Raw genomic sequence first — 20,632 nt, 5'->3', positions numbered from 1 at the left:
TCTTTTGACTTTGATTTTTCAATGCAAGATCAAAAGATCGCAGCCTGCGGCAGCTCCTACAAGAGCGACGCATCAGGCGTTGGCAGGAATGACTTCGAGGACGCGGATCTGCTCAGGCGTCGGGTAATGCCAGCGCACGTCCAGATCCCAGAACTGCGCGCCGTATTCGCGTTCCGGCGCGGGCGTCTGGTACGCCGGACGCGGGTCCTGAGCGAGGCACTGTTCGATCAGCTCAACCAACGGCTCATCAAGCCGCTGAGCGTGTGTGTGCGCTTGTTTCAGCGCCGAGTCTGTCCACTGCACCTCAATCAGCTGTGGCGCGGCGCTGGCGATGCTGTTGGCGGCGTCGGCAATGATATCGGCGTATGGCACGTAAGGTTTGATGTCGAGCACCGGCGTGCCGTCGAGCAGGTCGATACCGGAGATAAACAGCCGATTGGCTTCGACCTTGTCCAGTTTCACCACGGATTGACCGATCCCATTAGGACGGTGTGTGGCGCGAGTGGCGAATACACCCATCGACTTGTTGCCGCCCAGACGTGGTGGACGGACCTTCAGGCGCGGTTTTTCTTCCATTGCCTGATGAAACAGGAACAGCAGCCACACATGACTGACCTGTTCCAGGCCTTGTACGGCGTCACCCTGATCGAACGGCGCCACCAGTTCCAGCACGCCACGGGCGGCGGGGGCCAGTTGTGGTTGGCGGGGGATGGCGAATTTTTCCTTGAAGCAGGAGCGCACGAAGCCGATGGGGGAGACGCTGTAAGTCATGGTTTGCATTCGAAGCGGGGCGGGGTGGGCATGATAACCCGACAGCCCTCAAGTCTGGTGTTGACAGCGCTGACGCCATCGCTGGCAAGCCAGCTCCCACAGAGTTCTCGAGTGGCTACATAATCTGAGTACACCCAAAAACCTGTGGGAGCTGGCTTGCCAGCGATAGCCGCACCGCCAATGTCAGAGGCTGAATCCACCATCCAGCGGAATAATATTTCCGGTCATATAAGCCCCAGCCGTACTCGCCAGGCTGATCGCCAACGCCGCCATCTCCTCTTCACGCCCCCAACGCTTCATCGGAATCAACGCCGTATCCTCAGCCAACGCCTGCTGATCATTGCCAATATGCTGAGTCATCTTGCTCGGAAACCGTCCCGGCGCGATTACGTTGACGTTGATGTGCTGGCTCACCAGTTCCCGCGCGAGAATCCGTGACAATTGATGCAGGGCCGCTTTACTCGGCCCGTAGGCATAGGCCTGCTCGCCAAACGAAGAAATCCCCGCCACCGAACCGATATTGATAATCCGCGCCGGATTGGCCGCCGAGCCTGCCTTGCGCAACAGCGGCAGAAACTGCTGGACGCAGGTGAACACCGAGGTCACGTTGAGCTGCATGACCTTTTCCCAGCCTTTAACCGGATAGCTCTCCAACGGCGCGCCCCACGTGGTGCCGGCGTTGTTCACCAGAATATCCAGATGGGTGATCTGCTCGCCCAGCCGCGCGGCCAGCTCCTGTACGCCTTCTTCCGTCGCCAGATTCGCCGCCACGCCATGACATTTGCCCAATGCGCTGAGTTCTTCGGCGGTTTGATGGCAGGCCTCGGCATCGCGTGAGCAGACATAGACACGCGCGCCAGCCTCGACAAAGGCTTTGGCGATCATTTTGCCGATACCACGGGTGCCGCCGGTCACCAGAGCGGTGCGGCCTTGCAGGGAGAAATACGGGTGCATGGCGAGTCCTGAGTGCTAGGGATCAATACACCCTAGTCGTCAGCCGCAAAAAGCGGAGCCACTATTTTCTAACGGAATGGAGGGCCATGCGGCCAGCTTCGAGTGGCAAGCTACAAGCGGCAAGTTAAAGCAGGGTTGCAGCTTCAGCTTGCAGCTTGCGGCTCGAAACTGCTTTACGCTCTCACGCGCAGCGTGAGCCCCTTGAGGAAGTTACGCAGCAACTGGTCGCCGCACGGACGGTAGTTGGTGTGACCGACCTTGCGGAACAGCGCGCTCAGCTCTGGCTTGGACACCGGGAACTCGGCTGCTTTGAGGATTGCGTGCATGTCGTCTTCTTTCAGTTCGAAGGCCACGCGCAGCTTTTTCAGAATGATGTTGTTGGTCACCGGCACTTCGATCGGCTGCGGCGGACGGCTTTCGTCCTTGCCACGCTTGAAAATCACCAGGCCGTCGAGGAAGTGCGCGATGACTTCGTCCGGGCAGCGTACGAAACCTTCTTCGTCTTCTTCTTTCTTGTCGAGCCAGGTCACTACGTCGGCGAGCGCTACGTCCATGCCGCCGAGTTTGATGATCTCGACGACCTTTTTGTCGCTGATGTCGAGCATGTAGCGCACGCTGCGCAATACGTCGTTATGAATCATGTGAGTAATCCTGATAAGCGTTGTGGGCAGCACGCTGGCGCGCTGCCGGAATGTGTGGCGGCAGTGGAAGTCTTAGAACTTCTCTTTGCCGGACAGGTAGCGCCAATGGCCGACCGGGACTTTGCCGATCGAGACGCCGCCGATGCGGATGCGGCGGATGCCGACGACCTTGAGGCCGACCGCTTCGCAGAACTGGGCGATGATTCCCGGCTGCGGATTTTTCATGGCGAAGCGCAGACGGTTTTCGTTCTGCCAGCTAGCCTTGACCGGCGGCAGCTCCTTGCCCTTATGGGTGAGGCCGTGCTGCAGGCGATTGAGGCCGTGGGCGACCATGTCCCCTTCGACTTCGACGACGTATTCCTGCTCGATCTTCGCGGCGTCGGCGGTGAGCTTGCGCAGGATTTTCCAGTCCTGAGTGAACACCAGCAGGCCGCTGGCCTTGGCTTGCAGGTCGGCACTGGCGGTCAGGCGCAGGAAGTGCCCGCGCAGGGGGCGCTTGCTGAAGCGGTGTTCTTCGCTGAGGGTTTCGGCGCTGAGCGACTGCATGGCGGTTTCGACGTCCATGCCGGCAGGCGCGTTGAGCAGGATGGTCACCGGCTCCGGCGCGGTGGCCTTGGCATCCTTGTCCAGCTCGACCTTCTGCTCGCCGACCTTGAATTGCGGCTCGTCAATCACTTCGCCGTCCACGGTGACCCAGCCGCCCTCGATGAACAGCTCGGCCTCCCGGCGGGAGCAACCGACCAGTTCGATGAGGCGTTTGGAGAGGCGAATCGGGTCAGTCATGACAGGGCCGTAACAAAAAAGGGGTGGGCATTGTACCTGTGTGGCGCCGGTTAAGCCCGGTTCCATTTTCACGGTGTCCGTGTTCCCTGTGGGAGCGGGCTTGCCAGCGATGGCATCACCTCGGTGGATCTGTCAGACCGAGGCGTCTGCATCGCTGGCAAGCCAGCTCCCACAGGGGTTCCATGGTGTGTCAGCCGTTGCCTGAGCGTTGTTCATTTTGGCGCAAGCGCATGTGCAACAACGGATACGGCTGGCCCATACCATCGACCTCCGAGCGGCCGATCACCTCGAAACCCTGCTTGAAGTAAAAGCCCAGCGCCTGCGGGTTCTGTTCGTTGACGTCCAGCTCATCGGCATTCAAATGCTGCATCGCGTAATTCAGCAGTTTCTTGCCCAGGCCTTGGCCGCGATGGTCAGGATCGATGAACAACATCTCGATCTTGCCTGCTGCAACCCCGGCAAACCCGGTGATGCGCTGGTCGGCGTCCTTGGTGCAGATCAGCATCACCGCATCCAGATAACGCGTGAGTACTAGATTGCGCAGCAACTCGATGTAGCTGTCCGGCAGAAAATCATGGGTGGCGCGGACCGAGGCCTCCCAGACCCGGGTCAATTCCTGATAATCGCTGAGTTTCGGCGTGTGGATGACCGAATGCTGACGCATGCCCGTTGGCCTCTTGTTCGTTTCAAGGGAGTCCGTCCCCCCGCTAAACGATAGCCGTAAAAAAGCCCCGCATCTCGGAAAAAGAGCGGGGCTTTTGAATTCAGCGCTATCGCGAATCCCTGTAGGAGCTGACGAGTGAAACGAGGCTGCGATCTTTTGATCTTGTTTTTCAAAATCAAGAGATCGCAGCCTTCGGCAGCTCCTACAGGGAGTTCGGTGTTAGATCTGTTCGGCCCACAAATCGTATTCGTCAGCGTCAGTTACTTTGCACCAGACCTTGTCGCCCGGCTTCAGGTTGCTGCCGTTGTCGATGAAAACGTTGCCGTCGATTTCCGGGGCGTCGAAGAAGCAGCGGCCAACCGCACCTTGCTCGTCGACTTCGTCCACCAGCACTTCGATTTCACGGCCGATGCGCATTTGCAGGCGTGCCGAGCTGATCGCTTGCTGGTGCGCCATGAAGCGATCCCAACGATCCTGCTTGACGTCATCCGGAACGATTTCCAGATCCAGATCATTGGCCGGAGCGCCTTCAACCGGCGAGTACTGGAAGCAGCCAACGCGGTCGAGCTGGGCTTCGGTCAGCCAGTTCAGCAGGTACTGGAAGTCCTCTTCGGTTTCGCCCGGGAAGCCGACGATGAAGGTCGAACGGATGATCAGGTCCGGGCAGATTTCGCGCCAGTTCTTGATCCGCGCCAGGGTCTTGTCTTCGAACGCCGGGCGTTTCATCGACTTCAACACTTTCGGGCTGGCGTGCTGGAACGGGATGTCCAGGTACGGCAGGATCTTGCCGGCGGCCATCAGCGGGATCAGCTCGTCAACGTGCGGGTACGGGTAAACGTAGTGCAGACGGACCCAGACACCAAGCGTGCTCAGCGCTTCACACAGTTCGGTCATGCGGGTTTTCACCGGCGCGCCGTTCCAGAAACCGGTGCGGTATTTCACGTCGACGCCGTAAGCGCTGGTGTCTTGCGAAATGACCAGCAACTCTTTAACGCCGGATTTGACCAGACGCTGAGCTTCGTCGAGCACATCACCGACCGGACGGCTGACCAGTTTGCCGCGCATCGACGGGATGATGCAGAACGAGCAGCTGTGGTTGCAGCCTTCGGAAATCTTCAGGTAAGCGTAGTGGCGCGGGGTCAGCTTGATGCCTTGCGGCGGCACCAGGTCGATCAGCGGGTTGTGATCCTGACGCGGCGGCACGACTTCGTGCACGGCGTTGACCACTTGCTCGTACTGCTGCGGACCGGTCACGGCCAGCACGCTCGGGTGCACGTTGCGGATGTTGCCTTCTTCCACGCCCATGCAACCGGTGACGATCACCTTGCCGTTTTCCTTGATCGCTTCGCCGATCACTTCCAGCGACTCAGCCTTGGCCGAATCGATGAAACCGCAGGTGTTGACCACGACCACGTCGGCGTCCTGATAGGTGGACACCACGTCATAGCCTTCCATGCGCAGCTGGGTCAGGATGCGCTCGGAGTCGACCAGTGCTTTCGGGCAACCCAGAGATACAAAGCCAACCTTTGGATTGGCCGGCGCAGGAGTGGTGGACATGTCTAACCTCGGTATTTTGTGACATCGCTTTCTGGGTGCGAAAGCCGACGGACGGGCGCTTAGGGCGCGCCTCTGATCAAAAAGTGCGCAATTCTAGCGGCGGGCAACGCACTTGACCAGCTTTATGCAGGGAAATACGACGAGTGCTGCGCTATGCTTCGCGCCGTTGAGCTTTACCAATTTTTTACAGTCAACAAAACGTCTGTAACAACAGGTAAAACAGCGCATGCTGCACCACAAAGCATAGTGCTTCATTCAAAGAAGCCGGTTCTAAAATCAGGAGTGTTGGATGGGTCAGGCAAGTAGTCATGCGGCAGGCGCCGAGGGTTCGGCCTCCAAGCCGCTGAGCATGCTGGTCGCGGCGGTCGGGGTAGTTTACGGCGACATCGGCACGAGCCCGTTGTACACCCTTAAAGAAGTGTTTTCCGGCGGTTACGGCGTACCGGTCAACCACGACGGCGTGCTGGGCATTCTGTCGTTGATCTTCTGGTCGCTGATCTGGGTCGTGTCGATCAAATACATGATGTTCGTGCTGCGCGCCGACAACCAGGGCGAGGGCGGCATCATGGCGCTCACCGCACTGGCGCGTCGGGCGGCGGGGCATCGCAAGAAGCTGCGGTCGTTGCTGGTGGTGTGCGGGCTGATCGGCGCGGCGCTGTTCTACGGCGACAGCATGATCACCCCGGCGATTTCCGTACTGTCGGCGATTGAAGGTCTGGGGCTGGCATTCGATGGCATCGACCATTGGGTGGTGCCGCTGTCGCTGGTGGTGCTGGTCGCGCTGTTTCTGATTCAGCGTCACGGTACGGCGCGGATCGGCATTCTGTTCGGGCCGATCATGGTCACCTGGTTCCTCGTCCTCGGCGCCCTTGGTGTGTACGGCATCAGCCACACGCCAGAAGTGTTGCATGCAATGAATCCGATTTGGGCGGTAAATTTCTTCGTTGTCCATCCAGGCATGGGCGTGGCGATCCTCGGCGCCGTGGTGCTGGCGCTGACCGGTGCCGAGGCGCTGTACGCCGACATGGGCCACTTCGGGCGCAAGCCGATTGCCCGCGCCTGGTTCATCCTGGTGCTGCCGGCGCTGGTGCTGAACTACTTCGGTCAGGGCGCTTTGCTGCTGGACAACCCGGAGGCGGCGCGTAACCCGTTCTATCTGCTGGCACCGAGTTGGGCGCTGATTCCATTGGTCGGCCTTTCGACCATGGCCACGGTGATCGCTTCGCAAGCGGTGATTTCCGGCGCGTTCTCCCTGACCCGTCAGGCGATTCAGCTGGGCTACATTCCGCGCATGTACATCCAGCACACCTCCAGCGACGAGCAGGGCCAGATCTACATTGGCGCGGTGAACTGGGCACTGATGGTTGGCGTGGTCCTGCTGGTGCTGGGCTTCGAATCCTCCGGCGCACTGGCCTCGGCCTACGGTGTGGCGGTGACTGGCACCATGCTGATGACCACCATTCTGGTGTCGGCAGTGATGCTGCTGCTGTGGAAATGGCCGCCGATCCTCGCGGTGCCGGTGCTGCTGGGCTTTCTGCTGGTGGACGGTCTGTATTTCGCCGCCAACGTGCCGAAGATCGTTCAGGGCGGTGCGTTCCCGGTGATCGCCGGTATCGCCCTGTTCGTGCTGATGACCACCTGGAAGCGCGGCAAGCAATTGCTGGTCGAGCGTCTGGACGAAGGTGCGCTGCCGCTGCCGATCTTTATCAGCAGCATCCGCGTGCAACCGCCGCATCGCGTGCAGGGCACAGCCGTTTTTCTGACCGCGCGTTCCGACGCCGTGCCGCATGCGCTGTTGCACAACCTGCTGCACAACCAGGTACTGCACGAGCAAGTGGTGTTGCTGACGGTGGTCTACGAAGACATCCCGCGCGTGCCGCCATCGCGACGCTTTGAAGTTGAAGCCCACGGCGAAGGCTTCTTCCGGGTGATCCTGCACTTCGGCTTCACCGACGAGCCGGACGTGCCACAGGCGCTGAAGCTGTGCCATCTGGAAGATCTGGATTTCAGCCCGATGCGCACCACCTACTTCCTCAGCCGCGAAACGGTGATTGCCTCGAAACTGGAGGGGATGGCGCGTTGGCGTGAGGCGCTGTTTGCGTTCATGTTGAAGAATGCCAATGGCAATTTGCGGTTCTTCAATCTGCCGCTGAACCGGGTGATTGAGTTGGGGACGCAGGTGGAGATGTAAGCCTCGCCTCAACTGAAAAGCCCTCGTTGGCCTAGTGGCTGGCGGGGGCTTTTTTGTGGGCGGCAACTTCAGATCAAAAGATCGCAGCCTTCGGCAGCTCCTACAGGTTTCGCATTCCATGTGGGAGCTGCCGAAGGCTGCGATCTTTTGATCTTCAAACCTCTACACGCTTTCAGGCATCTCGGTTTCGGATTCGGTCTTCGTCCGCGCAGGTCGTGGCATCAGTGTCTGTATCACATCATCAAGCAAAGCCTTGCCCATCACCGTCAGGTAATGCGCGGCCCAGGCATGGCGGTCGGTGTCTCTGATGAAGGCAGCGTCCTCTGCGAAGGATTTGGCGAGGGATAGCAGGTCGGAGGATTGGGACAAGGCATCGATGATCGGGATGCCGGCGCGGACATTGAAGAACGCTTGATCCGCGTTGTAGAGGAAAGGGGTGAAGCCGATGGTTTTAACGCTTGCGAGTCCGTGCAGATCAGTTTCGGTCATCGTGTTACTCCTTGGTTCGAAGTGCCGCGACTTTCGTTACCACGCGAAAGGGAGGCAACTGTACGCAGGGTGGTAAACCGGGAACCAAGGAAACCGGCACGCCCGAAAGCGTCCCACGCACAGCCGCCATAACTTGATGGACGTACTGTTGCGCTGGTTTCTCCGGGTTACCACACCCGATCGCTGAATGGGTCAGCGACGTCCGGAGAGTATCCCGTCGAAAAACAGCGCAATAGAGCGGCACAGCGCCCGAACACGAGTTTCGGAGTTTGCCTACAAGGTCTGTGGGCGTCATCTGATATTGCGAGACTGGAAGTAAACGATACTAAACGTCGGACACGCCATCCCTTGTAGGAGTGAGCCTGCTCGCGATAGCGGAGTATCAGTTGGCAAATAGGTGGCTGACACTCCGCTATCGCGAGCAGGCTCACTCCTACAGGGGAATGGGTTCATCGTCCGAGATGTAAAAAAGCCCCCGCAACTGCGAAGTTGCGGGGGCTTTTTGTGGGTGCTCAGATCACTCTTCGGCGACCGAGTCCTTGCTCTGACGCTTCTCGATCAAGTCCACCAAGCGCTTGGCCAGCGCCGGGTAGTTCTCGTCGAAGTGGTGGCCGCCAGGCAGTTTCACTGCCTCGCCAACGGCAGTCTTGTCCGTGCAGCCACTTTCATCGGTCTCTTCTTCACCATAGATGCACACAACCTTCGCCGCTGGCAGCTTGGCCATTTCGGGGCCGGTCGCGGCTTCTTTGCCGGCGTTGCCCAGCCAGCCTTCAACTTCGATTTCGAAGCTGCCGGTGCGGGCGAAGGCCAGCAGGATGATCGCGTCTACGCGTTGCTGCTCGGTGTCTGGCAGGCGGTTGTAGATCGCCGGCAGGACGTCAGCACCGAACGAGTAACCGGTGAGGATGAAGCGTTTGGTGCCCCATTTCTGCCGGTAGTGCTGCATCAGTTCGGTCAGGTCCAGAGCGCTTTGTTCCGGACTCTTGTGCTGCCAGTAGTAGCGCAGGGTGTCGATGCCGACGACCGGGTAGCCGATCTTGGCCATTTCACCGGCCACATCGCGGTCGAGGTCGCGCCAGCCGCCGTCACCGGAGAGAAACAGGGTGACGGTGTCTTTGGCCTGGCCGGCCGGCACTTCAACCACCGGAATCGCCAGACCGCCGTTGGCCTTGTCGCCGCCGACGAGGATTTTGCGCAGTTCGTTGTTCAGCACTTGCGGCAGGTTGATGTCGTAGTCGCTGATGCTGGTTTCGGCGTTCGGTTGATCGCGCACGAAACCTGCGCTGGCGTCGTCCGGGTTGTCGTTCCAGGCGGCCAGCCAGTGGCCGTGGGCGGCGGATTTCGGCAGCAGGTGGGTACAGCCACCTTTTTCCAGAGCGAGGTCGACGGACACGGCTTGCGCCTTGTCGTCTTTCTGTTCGGCGAGCCAGCGCCAGGCCAGTACGGCGCCTGGGCCGATGCCGCTGACCAAAGTGGCCGGGCCGTTCAGTTCACGCAGACCCGATTGCAGGGCGCGGCTTTGCAGCAGGCAGTCCTTGGGCAGAATCACCTGAACAATCTGCGCCGAGGCGCTGCGGCTCAGGGTGGTCAGTTGTTTTTCAGAGAGTTTCTGGTCGTCGTTGACGGCCACCAGCACCTGCGCCTTGGGCTTGGTGCCCGGGATGACGCGGGTCATGGCGGCGCCGTCGGCCGGGGTCAGCTGTTCTACGGTTGGTTCCGGTGCCGGGCGTTTCAGGTACCAGTAACCGCCGCCGGCAATCACGGCCAGCACGATCAGTGCGGCCAGGATGTACTTCAGGGAGCGTTGAATCATCAGCGTTTCACCAATCCAGTCAAGCCGCCCGCGATCAGGGCAGCAGTGTCGGCCAGCGCCACCAGCGGATCGAGTCCGGCGGGCACGGCCATATAACGGGGTTCCCAGTCAGGCTGGAACTTGTCTTTGAAGCGGCGCAAGCCTTGGAAGTTGTACAGCTGCTCACCACGGCGGAAAACCATCGAGCCCAGACGCTGGGTCAGCGGTGCACCACGCCGGGGTTGCAACCCCGACAACGGCACCATGCCCAGGCTGAAACGCGCGTATCCGTGACTCTTATAGTGTTGAATCAGGCCGACCATCATGAATTCCATGGTCAGCTTGGGGGCGTCCGGGTGCGCGCGCATCAGATCGAGACTGGCCAGGTCATGGCTGTAGGTCTCGAGCAGGTTGGCGAACGCCACCGGGCGGCCTTCGAAGCGAATCACCGCGATGCGGAAATGCTTCAGGTAATCGTCGCTGAAACGGCCGAGGGAGAAGCCTTTCTCACGCACATTCTTGCCGGTCAGCCATGCATCGGAAATCACTTTCAGCTCGTCCATCGGCGCCTGACCCGGTTCGTGTATTTCCAGCGACAAGCCATCGCGGGTGCCACGGTTCCAGGTGTAACGCAGATCTTTCATCTCTTTGCCCTTGGCTTCCAGGTCAAAGCGCAGCAGATCGACTCGGGCTTCTTCGCCGAGTTTGATCGCGGTCAGGCCGATGTCCATGTAGTACGGCAGGTTCTCCGCGCGCACCTGGTAGAACACCGGGCGGGCGTGGTGGATATCGCAGAGGTCGCGGAACTGCCAGATCATCTCGGCACGTTGCTGGCCGGGGCCGATCGGGTCATACAGCGCTACGAGGCTACGGCCACGGCGTGCGTACATCAGGAAGGCTTCGTCGTTCTGGTGAAACAGCAACGCCTTGTCACCGGTCAGCGCGAGGCCACCATCGGGTTGCGACGACGCCATCAGAATTTTCGCCGCGCGATCGAGTTCGTCGGGTGTCGGCAAATGTATGACAGGGCGCGCGGTGCGCAGCAGCCAGGTCAGCGCGATCACCAGCAACAGCACGGCAGCGCCGAGCAACGAGCGCAGGCCTCGGGGCGCGTCAGCATCCAAGGTGAACTGCCACCACAGTTGATGGCTGTACGGCACGTCTTGGTAGGCGAATAGCAGCAACCATGTCGAGGCACCGAGTACGCACAGGCTGGCCACCAGATACAGCGGCGAGAAGGGCAGTTCGGTCAGGCGGCTCGGGCGATAGAACGAGCGACGGAACACCCCGAGCAACGCTGCGGTGAGGGTCATCAGCGTCGCTTCTTCCCAGTCGAAGCCTTTGAGCAGCGAGAGCAGGGCGCCAACCAGCAGCAGAATGGTGGTCAGCATCCACGCCGCCGAGAGGCGACGGCGCAGACCTTGTGCGAGCATCAGGCAGAGCACGCCGATCAGGCTGGCGCCGAAGTGCGAGGCGTCGACCAGTCGATGCGGGATCAGAAAACCGATGTGTTCCAGACGGGTGTCGATTTCAGGGGTAGCGCCGGAAAACAGCAGTACCACGCCGGACAAGAACACCAGTACCGCCAGAATCGGCGCGGCCAGACCGGAGGCTGCGCGCATGGTCTGGGTCTGGAACAGGCGCTGGCCTTCGTTGATCAAAAGCAATACGCAGGCCACCAGCAGCGGCAGGACCACGTAGATCAGGCGATACAGCAGCAACGCAGCGGCCAATGGCGCGGCACCGAGTTTGTCGGCGAAAGCGGCCAGCAGAATGGCTTCGAACACACCGACGCCGCCCGGCACATGGCTGAGTACGCCGGCAGCCAATGCCAGCAGATATACCAAGAGGAACGCGCCGAACGGTGGCGCTTCCGGCAGCAATAGATAGAGAACGGTGGCGGCAGCGGCAACGTCAAGGGCGGTGATCACCAGTTGCAGGAAGGTCAGGCGACGACCCGGCAGGCGCAGGGTGCGGCGACCGGCTCTGACCAGCAGATTGTCGGGGTAGGGCTGTTCTGGCAGGCGACGGCGATAAATACCGATCATCAAGATCGCGCCAAGCAGCAAGACGGTTACCGCAACGGTGCCGAGCAAGCCTTCAGAGAGTCCCAGCGCCTGGGAGGCCGCCGGCAGGTCACTCAAGGTTGCCAGCGCAGCCAGTGGCGGCAGGGCGCAGCCAAGCGACAGGCTGGCGAACAAAGTCATGTGCGCGACTTCCGACGCCCCCAGACCCAGTCGGGCGTATAAGCGGTAACGCACCGAACCGCCGGACAGCAGTGACAGGCCGATGGCATTGCCAATCGCAAATGCGGTGAAGCCACCGAGCGCCAATGTGCGCGGCGGAATGTTCACGCCGGCATAGCGGCTGGCCGACCATTCATAGCCCAACAGGATTACGAAGCCGACTACAGTCGCCGCGAATGCACCGAGCAGGGCGGGTTTCGGCACGTCGAGAATCGAGTCGTGCAAGGCATCGAGATCGAGTTCGGCGAGCAGATGACGACAGGCAATCAGCGCAATCGCGAACAGCAGCAGCGTGACCGCCAGACCGATCGGTTGACGATATTTGCTCAACCGATCCAGCAAGCGCAGGCGCTCGGGTTTGATCGGATGTTCCGCTGTGACGGTGTCTTGTGGATCAGACGAGTTGGCGCGCATCAATCACCTCTTGGATTGTGCGCGACAGGATGGAGGTATCCAGCCAAGTTACCAATCCCTGTAGAAAAAAATAATCACAAAATACTACGCCTCTCACCGGGTATCGGCGAGGGCAGTTCCTGGATTGCAGAGGCCTTGCCTGCGACTCAAGCATAGTCGCAAGTCAGGACTTCTGAAGATCCCAAGCGGTTCACTGCACAGTGACAGATCATTGTTGCGAAAGGACTTTTTCAACAGATACAAAAAAGGCCACTCTTTCGAGTAGCCTTTTTTGATGTTTGGTTGCGGGAGCCGGATTTGAACCGACGACCTTCGGGTTATGAGCCCGACGAGCTACCAGACTGCTCCATCCCGCGTCTGTGTGGCGGCATTCTACAGACGAACGACGGGGTGTCAACCGCTAATCCCGTAAAGGGTCAAATAAGTGTGATATCGCGTCAAACGGTCGCAGGTGGAGGCTTAAGTTTAGGAAATGCAAAGAATTCCTGTTTGGCAGCCGCTCCTCTATAAGAAGAGGAAATCCACAAAACAGACGCGCACAAAAAAGGCCACTCTTTCGAGTAGCCTTTTTTGATGTTTGGTTGCGGGAGCCGGATTTGAACCGACGACCTTCGGGTTATGAGCCCGACGAGCTACCAGACTGCTCCATCCCGCGTCTGTGTGTCGGCATTCTACAGAGGAACGCCGGGGTGTCAACCTTCAATATGGATAAAATCTGTTGAGGTTCAATCGGTTAGCGTTTTTTCTCGGGTGTTTTTCCGAGCGCAGGGCAGGCAGGGCAAGGCTTTCAGCTCTATTGGCGGCCGTTTGTCGATTGAGAAAATAAATTCAAAGTGCTTTTCCTACACGCGCAAAAGAACATTCGTACCACTGGTGCTATATACAGGTGTCAGTGAGATACTGCCGATCCGGTTCGCCACGTTTCCTTTTCTGACATGACTCAGCGAAAAATCATCCACATTGACTGCGACTGTTTCTACGCCGCCATCGAGATGCGCGATGACCCGCGCCTGGCCGGCAAGCCGTTGGCGGTGGGTGGCTCGGCCGATCGACGTGGGGTGATTGCTACCTGCAACTATGAGGCGCGGGCTTACGGTGTGCGTTCGGCGATGGCCTCGGGGCATGCCTTGAAGCTGTGCCCTGACCTGACCATCGTCAAGCCACGCATGGACGCTTACCGCGAAGCTTCGAAAGAAATTCACACGATCTTCAGCGACTACACCGACCTGATTGAGCCGTTGTCTTTGGATGAGGCCTATCTCGACGTCTCTGACAGTGCGCATTTCGGCGGCAGTGCCACGCGCATTGCCCAGGACATCCGCCGCCGCGTCTCCAATCAATTGCACATCACGGTGTCTGCGGGCGTGGCGCCGAACAAATTTCTGGCAAAGATCGCCAGCGACTGGAAAAAGCCCAATGGCTTGTTCGTGATCACCCCGGATCAGGTCGAAGATTTCGTCAGCGGTTTGCCAGTGAGCAAGTTGCACGGCGTCGGCAAGGTCACTGCCGACAAGCTGGGCAAGCACGGCATCGTCGACTGCTCACAGTTGCGCGAGTGGGGCAAGCTGGCGCTGGTGCGCGAATTCGGCAGCTTCGGCGAGCGATTGTGGAGTCTGGCCCGTGGGATTGATGACCGTTTGGTGCACAACGACAGTCGGCGTCAGTCAATCAGTGTGGAAAACACCTACGACGTTGATCTACCGGATCTGCGCAGTTGCCTGGATAAATTGCCGGAGCTGCTGGAAACCCTGAAAACCCGCATGGCGCGGATCGACAGCAGTTACCGACCGGGCAAGCCGTTCGTCAAAGTGAAGTTTCATGACTTTACCCAAACGACGCTTGAGCAGGCCGGGGCAGGGCGGGATCTGGGCAGTTATCAATTGATGCTGACGCAAGCGTTCAATCGCGGCGGGAAACCGGTGCGGTTGCTGGGGGTTGGGGTGAGGCTGGAGGATTTGCGCGGAGGGTTTGAGCAGATGGAGTTGTTTGAGCGGTAGATTTGCGGCGTATTGCAGATAGTCATCGCGGGCAAGCCCGCTCCCACAGTGTTCGATGGTGAAACACATATTGTGTGAACACCCATAAACCCTGTGGGAGCGGGCTTGCCCGCGATGCTGTTAGCTTTTAATTCGGTCCAGGATCCGCCACCAGACGCCCGGCATCCTTGGTCAGCGACTTGAGAAACTCAGCCTGCAACTCTGGATCGTTACGCGTCAGTTCGATCAGGCTTTGTTCCAGTTCGCTGGCTTCTTCTTCCAGACCCAGTTCCGACAGACGTTTGACCCGGTGCACCCACTGGCTCACTTCGTCGTCTTCCAGATCGTCGTAAATCAGCCCGTGCGCTTCCAGCAGCTTGCCGCGCAGATGACTGCTGATCAGCAGCGATGAATCGGAATGCACGTCATCCTTGGCGTCTTCAACGCTGATCTGCAATTTGCCGACATGATTGAGATCATTCTCAGCAAACGGACTGTCGAGCAGATTCAGGCGCAGCACGCCGTTGCGGTCAGTCGTCATGTCGAAGGTCTGTTTGCCAGCCTTGACCTGCACCGGACGCTCGCTCCACGGCAGGCTCGAATACTCCGTGCGCTTGTCGCGCTGGACTTCATCGATACCCGCGAGGTTCTGCTGCGCACGACCGTTTGACTGCACGTTCATGAACGGATTGAGCCCGGCAAAACCGTAGCTCAGCCAGTCTTTGGTGACGCTGTCCGGCAAGTTGCCCAAGGCAAAGACGTTGACCACGTTGGCGCCGACGCCACCGACCACGGCCACCACGCCCAGCGGGATCTCGTAGACCTCCCGCCAAGGCTGGTATGGCGTGTAGCGGTCATAACGACGGGTGACCTCGAACTCGGTGACTTCAAAAGTCTTCTGTTCGTTGATCTTCACGCGTCGCTGCGGCAGCTCAAGCGCCTTAGGCTCACCGACATCAATCTGCAGGCTGTGGTCGAGCAATTTTCGCTCGACCCGCTCTTCGTGCTCGCTGCGTTGTGACATGTGATTGGCACAGCCGCTGACCAGCAGGGCACCGCACAGGGCGGTGCCACCGAGGCCTAAGGTGTTTCGCTTGAACATGACGTCTCTATCTGGTTTCAGCGGCGGATACGGGCCTGCAGGAAGGACAGTACATCGGCGACCGGCAATGCTTGCGCCTCGCCTTCGGTCCGACTCTTGTATTCCAGGTTGCCTTCGGCGAGGCCGCGGTCGCTGACCACGATCCGGTGTGGAATGCCGATCAGCTCCATGTCCGCGAACTTGATGCCCGGGCTGGTTTTCTTGTCGCGATCGTCCAGCAGCACTTCGAAGCCGGCCGCCGTCAGTTCGGCGTACAGCTTGTCGGTGGCTTCGCGCACCTGCTCGGTTTCATAGCGCAGCGGTACCAGAGCGATCTGGAACGGAGCCAAGGTGTCGCTCCAGATGATGCCGTTTTCGTCGTTGTTCTGCTCGATGGCGGCTGCTACCACGCGGGATACGCCGATGCCGTAGCAACCCATTTCCAGAGTCACCGGCTTGCCGTTCTCGCCCAGCACTTCGCACTTCATCGCCTTGCTGTACTTGTTGCCCAGCTGGAAGATGTGCCCGACTTCGATGCCGCGCTTGATTTCCAGGGTGCCTTTGCCGTCCGGGCTTGGGTCGCCGGCGACAACGTTACGCAGGTCAGCCACGGTTGGAACTGGCAGATCGCGCTCCCAGTTCACGCCGAAGTAGTGCTTGTCGTCGATGTTCGCGCCGATGCCGAAGTCGCTCATCAGCTCGACCGAACGGTCGATGATGATTGGTAGCGGCAGGTTCAGCGGGCCGAGCGAACCGGCGCCGGCGCCAATGGCGTCACGCAGTTCGGCATCGGTGGCCATGACCAGCGGGTTGGCCACGCCAGGCTGCTGGGCAGCCTTGATTTCGTTGAGTTCGTGGTCGCCACGGATGACCAGCGCGATCAGCTTGCCTTCTTCTTCGGCGCGCACGATCAGGGTCTTGATGGTCTTTTCAATCGGCAGATTGAATTTTTCCACCAGGGCGGCGATGGTCTTGGTGTCTGGCGTGTCGACCAGACGCAGCTCTTCGGTCGCAGCGGCACGCGAAGTTTCGCGTGGCACGGCTTCGGCTTTTTCAATGTTCGCGGCGTAGTCGGAACCGTTGCTGAAGACAATGTCGTCTTCGCCGGACTCGGCCAGTACGTGGAATTCGTGCGAACCCGCGCCACCGATCGAACCGTTGTCGGCTTCAACCGGACGGAATTTCAGGCCCAGACGCGTGAACACGTTGCAGTAGGCTTCATGCATGCGGTCATAGGTGACTTGCAGCGATGCTTGATCCGCGTGGAACGAGTAAGCGTCCTTCATGATGAATTCGCGGCCGCGCATCAAACCGAAGCGTGGGCGGATTTCGTCGCGGAATTTGGTCTGGATCTGGTACAGGTTGATTGGCAGCTGCTTGTAGCTGCTCAACTCGTTGCGCATCAGATCGGTGATCACTTCTTCGTGGGTCGGGCCCGCGCAGAAGTCGCGACCATGGCGGTCTTTGATGCGCAGCAGCTCAGGGCCGTATTCTTCCCAGCGCCCCGATTCCTGCCACAGTTCGGCCGGTTGGGTGCTCGGCATCAACACTTCCAGAGAGCCGGCAGCGTTCATTTCTTCACGAACGATGGCTTCAACCTTGCGCATCACCCGCAGGCCCATGGGCAGCCAGGTGTACAGGCCCGAGGCAAGTTTGCGGATCATGCCGGCGCGCAGCATCAACTGATGGCTGATCACGACCGCATCGGAAGGCGTTTCTTTCTGTGTGGCGAGCAAAAATTGACTGGTGCGCATGGTTGGCCGTTGTCGGTTGCTATGACTGGAAATGACGCAGCAGTGTACCGGCGAGTGTTGCCGACGTACAGGCGTGCGGTCGGTGGGGCAGCACGACGGCGGGATTCCTCCCGCCGTTGGCGAAATCTCTTACGATTCTTCGACGGCTGGTGTCGGCACGGGCTCGGGCGTTGGTGTCGGGCCTTCGCGGCGGCTCTCCTGGAACCAGTGCAGGGCGATCAGAACCAGCGTCGGTACGCCGAGCAGCGCAGTGATCAGGAAGAAGCTGTGATAACCGAACTTCTCGACCAAGACTCCGGAATAGCCGCCCATCAGCCGCGGCAGCAGGAGCATGATCGAACTGAGCAGGGCGTATTGCGTCGCCGAAAACTTCAGGTTGGTCAGGCTCGACAGGTAGGCAACGAACGCCGAAGTTGCGAGGCCCGAACTGAAGTTGTCGAGGGAAATGGTCACCACCAGCATCTGCAGGTCCGGCCCCATGTCGGCGAGCATCACGAACAGCAGGTTGGTCGCTGCCGAAGCCACGCCACCGATAAACAGAATCGGCAGGATGCCGAAACGAACGATCAGCAAGCCGCCCATGCCGGCGCCGACGAGGGTCATGATCAGGCCGAAGATCTTGCTGACACTGGCAATCTGATCCTTGGTGAAGCCCTGGTCGATATAGAACACGTTGGCCATCACGCCCATCACCGTGTCCGACATGCGATACGTGGCGATCAGGCCCAGCAGCAATAGCGCCTGCCAGCGATAACGCAGGATAAAGTCGTTGACCGGCGTCAGTACTGGCGCGAGGCCGCGACGACCCATGGCCGACAGGCACAGGCCGGTGAGCAGCGTATAGAGAATCGCGCGCAGGAAGGCGCGGTCTTCGAGCAGCAAGTCGAGCGGGCTCATGCCGCCGAACAACACGCTGGCGAAGTCGGTGTTGTAGAGCTGAGTGAACATCGCCGGTACGGACACCAGCAACACGATCAGCACGAACACCGACATCAACTGATGCATGAACGTGTAGCGCCCGGCCTGCAACTGCGTGCGCAGCGGCACCGGCGGCTCGCGCATGAACAACGTGGTCAGCAGCGCCGGCACCATCAACGCACCGAACAGCACATAGGTGCCGGTCCAGGCCGAGTGTTTGTAGTTGAAACCGGTAGAGCCGAAACCTTCGGCGAAAAACAATGCGCCGGCCGTCGCGAGCAGGGCGGCGACGCGGTAACCGGACATGTAACTGGCGGCGAGGGCAGCCTGACGATTGTCTTCGGCGATTTCCAGGCGATAGGCGTCGACCGCAATGTCTTGGGTGGCCGAGGCAAACGCGACGACAACGGCAATGGCGATCAGCCAGGACAAGTGTTTTTGCGGATCACAGAAGCCCATGCCGATCAGGCCGAGAATGACCAGCACCTGCGAGAGCACCAGCCAGGAACGGCGACGGCCAAGTTTGCCCAGCAACGGCAGGCGCCATTGGTCGAGCAGTGGTGACCAGACCCATTTGAACGCGTACGCCAGGCCGATAAGGCTGGCGTAGCCGATGGTCTCACGGGCGACACCCGCCTCGCGCAACCACACGGACAGCGTTGAAAACACCAGCATGTACGGCAGGCCGGCAGCGAAACCGAGCAACAACAGCACGAGCGTCGAAGGACTGGCATAGGCGGCGAGCGCGGCGCGCCAGGTTTTACGGGGCATGGGCTGAAGTCTGCCTCAAGATTGCGAAAACAAAGCGCGCACTCTAACCGCTGTGCTCTACCGGACGCCAGCCATGGCGCTGAATATCCACACGATTGTTCAGGACGGTGATGCCCTCCATGCGCAATCTGACCCGTTGTTCGTCGCCCGACGGGCTGCCCACTGGCAGGCTGATCCGCCCACCGGCACCCAGTACGCGGTGCCAAGGCAGTTTGGTATCACCCGGCAATTGACTCAAGGTGCGGCCAACCCAGCGGGCGGCGCGCCCCAATCCGGCCAGTTCGGCCAATTGGCCATAGCTGACGACTTTGCCTTCGGGCACTTGCGCGAGGGTCGAGTAGAGCGCCGTGCGTCGGATTTGCGCTTCGCTCTCACCTTCGTGGATCGGGTCTGTCACGGGCGTGGTTCCTGAACTTCGGCGTGTTGTTGCTCCAAGGGTAATCCGTCACTGCGCAGTTGAGAAATGAACTCAATAGAAATAGTCCGGTCAGTCCTTGTCAGGGTCTTATTCCTACGGATAATGCCGACCTTTTTTCGCAAACTTGAGCCTTTGATTCGCTTATGTTGTCCAGATCCTTGCTGTGCCTAGCTGTTTTCAGTGCGTCCACTCCCCTGCTTGCCGACACCGTCTGGTTGAAGAACGGTGACAAGTTGAGCGGCACCATTACCGTGTTCGATGGCGGCAAGCTGTTGATCCAGACCAAGTACGCTGGCGCGGTCACGATCGACTGGAAAGAGGTCAAGACGCTGGACAGCGATCAGCATTTGCTCGTCAAGCAAGATGCCTACACCGGTGAAGTGTCGAAGTCGCTGAGCGCAGCGGAAGACGGCAAGGTCACTCTGGCCAACGGTGAAGCGCCGAAGACCGTCGAGCTGGCGAGCATCCAGCAGATTCTCAAACCGAAACCGGTGGTCGAGGATCTGGTCTGGAAGGGCAATGTCGACCTGGCGCTGGACTATCAGCGTGCCGAGAAGGATACCGATGACTACGATGTCGGCTTCAAGACCACGGCGCGGCATGGCCGCTGGCGGCACATCGCGGAAGGTGAGTACAACCGCGAAGTGCAGGACGATGTAACCACCACCGATAACTGGCGCGCTGAATACTCCCTCGACCGCTTCCTCACTGATCAGTGGTTCTGGCAAGGGCGTGTGAATTACAAGCGTGATCACATCGAAGAGCTGGCCCGCCAGCGCGTGGTCGGTACCGGTCCCGGTTACCAGTTCTGGGACGATGAGCTGGGTGCGTTCTCTCTCGGCTCGCTGCTCAACCGCACCGATTACGAGTATCGCGATGGCAGCAAGGACAACTTCTATTCCGTCGCGATGAAGTGGGACTACAACCGCTACCTGATTGGCAAGAAAGTCGAGTTCTTCACCAACGGTGAAGTCGGCAAGCCGTTATCTGGCGTTGCTGACTACGCATTGGATGCCGAGATGGGCTTGCGTTACAAGGTTACCGACTGGGCCTCGCTCAATCTCAAGGCCGAGCGTGACATCATCAGCGGCACCAATGATGCAGACTTGAACAAGACCCGTTACACCGCAGGGTTTGGCGTGGCCTGGTAAGGCAGAAGCAAAAGATCGCAGCCTGCGGCAGCTCCTACAGGGATTAATGTAGGAGCTGCCG

General features: G+C 59.6%; 16 protein-coding genes and 2 tRNA genes. 3 read left to right on the top strand and 15 right to left on the bottom strand.

Going from position 1 to position 20,632, the window contains the following annotated elements:
• Positions 1 to 72 precede the first annotated feature (72 nt).
• From tsaA to rimO, 6 genes are all read right to left on the bottom strand, one after another.
• Positions 73 to 771 carry a tRNA (N6-threonylcarbamoyladenosine(37)-N6)-methyltransferase TrmO gene (gene tsaA / locus EJA71_RS12485; RefSeq protein ID WP_158957206.1) on the bottom strand — a complete coding sequence of 233 codons (699 nt, stop codon included), beginning with the start codon at positions 769 to 771 and terminating at the stop codon, positions 73 to 75.
• A 183-nt stretch (positions 772 to 954) separates the two neighbouring features.
• Entirely contained in the window at positions 955 to 1,725 is a 771-nt protein-coding gene (locus tag EJA71_RS12480) for an SDR family oxidoreductase (RefSeq protein WP_158957204.1), read from the bottom strand.
• Positions 1,726 to 1,898: 173 nt separating this feature from the next.
• The gene (locus EJA71_RS12475; protein WP_122591465.1) at positions 1,899 to 2,366 is read right to left on the bottom strand and encodes a DUF1456 family protein; all 468 of its coding nucleotides are present in this window, start codon (positions 2,364 to 2,366) and stop codon (positions 1,899 to 1,901) included.
• Positions 2,367 to 2,438: 72 nt separating this feature from the next.
• Positions 2,439 to 3,149: an rRNA pseudouridine synthase gene (locus EJA71_RS12470; RefSeq protein ID WP_158957202.1), complete on the bottom strand. Its 711-nt coding sequence runs from the start codon at positions 3,147 to 3,149 to the stop codon at positions 2,439 to 2,441.
• A 190-nt stretch (positions 3,150 to 3,339) separates the two neighbouring features.
• Positions 3,340 to 3,813 carry a GNAT family N-acetyltransferase gene (locus EJA71_RS12465; RefSeq protein ID WP_158957200.1) on the bottom strand — a complete coding sequence of 158 codons (474 nt, stop codon included), beginning with the start codon at positions 3,811 to 3,813 and terminating at the stop codon, positions 3,340 to 3,342.
• A 219-nt stretch (positions 3,814 to 4,032) separates the two neighbouring features.
• Positions 4,033 to 5,370: a 30S ribosomal protein S12 methylthiotransferase RimO gene (gene rimO / locus EJA71_RS12460; RefSeq protein WP_158957198.1), complete on the bottom strand. Its 1,338-nt coding sequence runs from the start codon at positions 5,368 to 5,370 to the stop codon at positions 4,033 to 4,035.
• A gap of 349 nt (positions 5,371 to 5,719) precedes the next feature.
• On the opposite strand from rimO, the gene EJA71_RS12455 reads away from it, so the two are divergent.
• Entirely contained in the window at positions 5,720 to 7,561 is a 1,842-nt protein-coding gene (locus EJA71_RS12455) for a potassium transporter Kup (protein ID WP_371925673.1), read from the top strand.
• 162 nt (positions 7,562 to 7,723) lie between these two features.
• Here EJA71_RS12455 and EJA71_RS12450 read toward each other — a convergent pair whose 3' ends face one another.
• From EJA71_RS12450 to EJA71_RS12430, 5 genes are all read right to left on the bottom strand, one after another.
• Entirely contained in the window at positions 7,724 to 8,050 is a 327-nt protein-coding gene (locus EJA71_RS12450) for a DUF3077 domain-containing protein (RefSeq protein ID WP_158957194.1), read from the bottom strand.
• Positions 8,051 to 8,567: 517 nt separating this feature from the next.
• Complete coding sequence (locus EJA71_RS12445) at positions 8,568 to 9,863, bottom strand: virulence factor family protein (RefSeq protein ID WP_158957192.1); 1,296 nt, start codon at positions 9,861 to 9,863, stop codon at positions 8,568 to 8,570.
• The gene (mprF, locus tag EJA71_RS12440; RefSeq protein ID WP_158957190.1) at positions 9,863 to 12,502 is read right to left on the bottom strand and encodes a bifunctional lysylphosphatidylglycerol flippase/synthetase MprF; all 2,640 of its coding nucleotides are present in this window, start codon (positions 12,500 to 12,502) and stop codon (positions 9,863 to 9,865) included. Before mprF ends, EJA71_RS12445 begins: the two co-directional genes overlap by 1 nt.
• Before the next feature lie 279 nt (positions 12,503 to 12,781).
• Positions 12,782 to 12,858 (bottom strand) — tRNA-Met (locus tag EJA71_RS12435).
• Positions 12,859 to 13,080: 222 nt separating this feature from the next.
• Positions 13,081 to 13,157, bottom strand: a tRNA-Met gene (locus tag EJA71_RS12430).
• Positions 13,158 to 13,437: 280 nt separating this feature from the next.
• On the opposite strand from EJA71_RS12430, the gene dinB reads away from it, so the two are divergent.
• Positions 13,438 to 14,499: a DNA polymerase IV gene (gene dinB, locus EJA71_RS12425; RefSeq protein ID WP_122591488.1), complete on the top strand. Its 1,062-nt coding sequence runs from the start codon at positions 13,438 to 13,440 to the stop codon at positions 14,497 to 14,499.
• Between the two features lie 127 nt (positions 14,500 to 14,626).
• Here the strand turns inward: dinB and EJA71_RS12420 are convergent, their stop codons facing one another.
• From EJA71_RS12420 to EJA71_RS12405, 4 genes are all read right to left on the bottom strand, one after another.
• A complete protein-coding gene (locus EJA71_RS12420) occupies positions 14,627 to 15,580 on the bottom strand; it encodes a hypothetical protein (protein ID WP_158957188.1) in 954 nt (317 codons plus the stop codon).
• A gap of 17 nt (positions 15,581 to 15,597) precedes the next feature.
• Positions 15,598 to 17,313, bottom strand: coding sequence for a proline--tRNA ligase (locus EJA71_RS12415; protein ID WP_158957186.1), 1,716 nt, complete (start codon positions 17,311 to 17,313; stop codon positions 15,598 to 15,600).
• Positions 17,314 to 17,442: 129 nt separating this feature from the next.
• Entirely contained in the window at positions 17,443 to 19,002 is a 1,560-nt protein-coding gene (locus EJA71_RS12410) for an AmpG family muropeptide MFS transporter (protein WP_158957183.1), read from the bottom strand.
• Between the two features lie 43 nt (positions 19,003 to 19,045).
• The gene (locus tag EJA71_RS12405) at positions 19,046 to 19,399 is read right to left on the bottom strand and encodes an MGMT family protein (protein ID WP_158957181.1); all 354 of its coding nucleotides are present in this window, start codon (positions 19,397 to 19,399) and stop codon (positions 19,046 to 19,048) included.
• A gap of 164 nt (positions 19,400 to 19,563) precedes the next feature.
• On the opposite strand from EJA71_RS12405, the gene EJA71_RS12400 reads away from it, so the two are divergent.
• Positions 19,564 to 20,571: a DUF481 domain-containing protein gene (locus EJA71_RS12400; protein ID WP_158957179.1), complete on the top strand. Its 1,008-nt coding sequence runs from the start codon at positions 19,564 to 19,566 to the stop codon at positions 20,569 to 20,571.
• Positions 20,572 to 20,632 lie beyond the last annotated feature (61 nt).

Origin of the sequence: Pseudomonas sp. PB106 (assembly GCF_009764645.1) — a bacterium.
GTDB lineage: Bacteria > Pseudomonadota > Gammaproteobacteria > Pseudomonadales > Pseudomonadaceae > Aquipseudomonas.
The sequence above is the reverse complement of the archived record's forward strand: the minus strand, read 5'-3'. Positions and strand labels throughout refer to the sequence as shown.

Coding starts and splice junctions, on each gene's coding strand:
- EJA71_RS12415 (WP_158957186.1), bottom strand. CDS start 17,313: ATGCGCACCAGTCAATTTTTGCTCGCCACACAGAAAGAAACGCCTTCC.
- EJA71_RS12470 (WP_158957202.1), bottom strand. CDS start 3,149: ATGACTGACCCGATTCGCCTCTCCAAACGCCTCATCGAACTGGTCGGT.
- EJA71_RS12400 (WP_158957179.1), top strand. CDS start 19,564: ATGTTGTCCAGATCCTTGCTGTGCCTAGCTGTTTTCAGTGCGTCCACT.
- EJA71_RS12475 (WP_122591465.1), bottom strand. CDS start 2,366: ATGATTCATAACGACGTATTGCGCAGCGTGCGCTACATGCTCGACATC.
- EJA71_RS12410 (WP_158957183.1), bottom strand. CDS start 19,002: ATGCCCCGTAAAACCTGGCGCGCCGCGCTCGCCGCCTATGCCAGTCCT.
- dinB (WP_122591488.1), top strand. CDS start 13,438: ATGACTCAGCGAAAAATCATCCACATTGACTGCGACTGTTTCTACGCC.
- EJA71_RS12455 (WP_371925673.1), top strand. CDS start 5,720: ATGCTGGTCGCGGCGGTCGGGGTAGTTTACGGCGACATCGGCACGAGC.
- tsaA (WP_158957206.1), bottom strand. CDS start 771: ATGACTTACAGCGTCTCCCCCATCGGCTTCGTGCGCTCCTGCTTCAAG.
- mprF (WP_158957190.1), bottom strand. CDS start 12,502: ATGCGCGCCAACTCGTCTGATCCACAAGACACCGTCACAGCGGAACAT.
- rimO (WP_158957198.1), bottom strand. CDS start 5,370: ATGTCCACCACTCCTGCGCCGGCCAATCCAAAGGTTGGCTTTGTATCT.
- EJA71_RS12445 (WP_158957192.1), bottom strand. CDS start 9,863: ATGATTCAACGCTCCCTGAAGTACATCCTGGCCGCACTGATCGTGCTG.
- EJA71_RS12420 (WP_158957188.1), bottom strand. CDS start 15,580: ATGTTCAAGCGAAACACCTTAGGCCTCGGTGGCACCGCCCTGTGCGGT.
- EJA71_RS12465 (WP_158957200.1), bottom strand. CDS start 3,813: ATGCGTCAGCATTCGGTCATCCACACGCCGAAACTCAGCGATTATCAG.
- EJA71_RS12450 (WP_158957194.1), bottom strand. CDS start 8,050: ATGACCGAAACTGATCTGCACGGACTCGCAAGCGTTAAAACCATCGGC.
- EJA71_RS12480 (WP_158957204.1), bottom strand. CDS start 1,725: ATGCACCCGTATTTCTCCCTGCAAGGCCGCACCGCTCTGGTGACCGGC.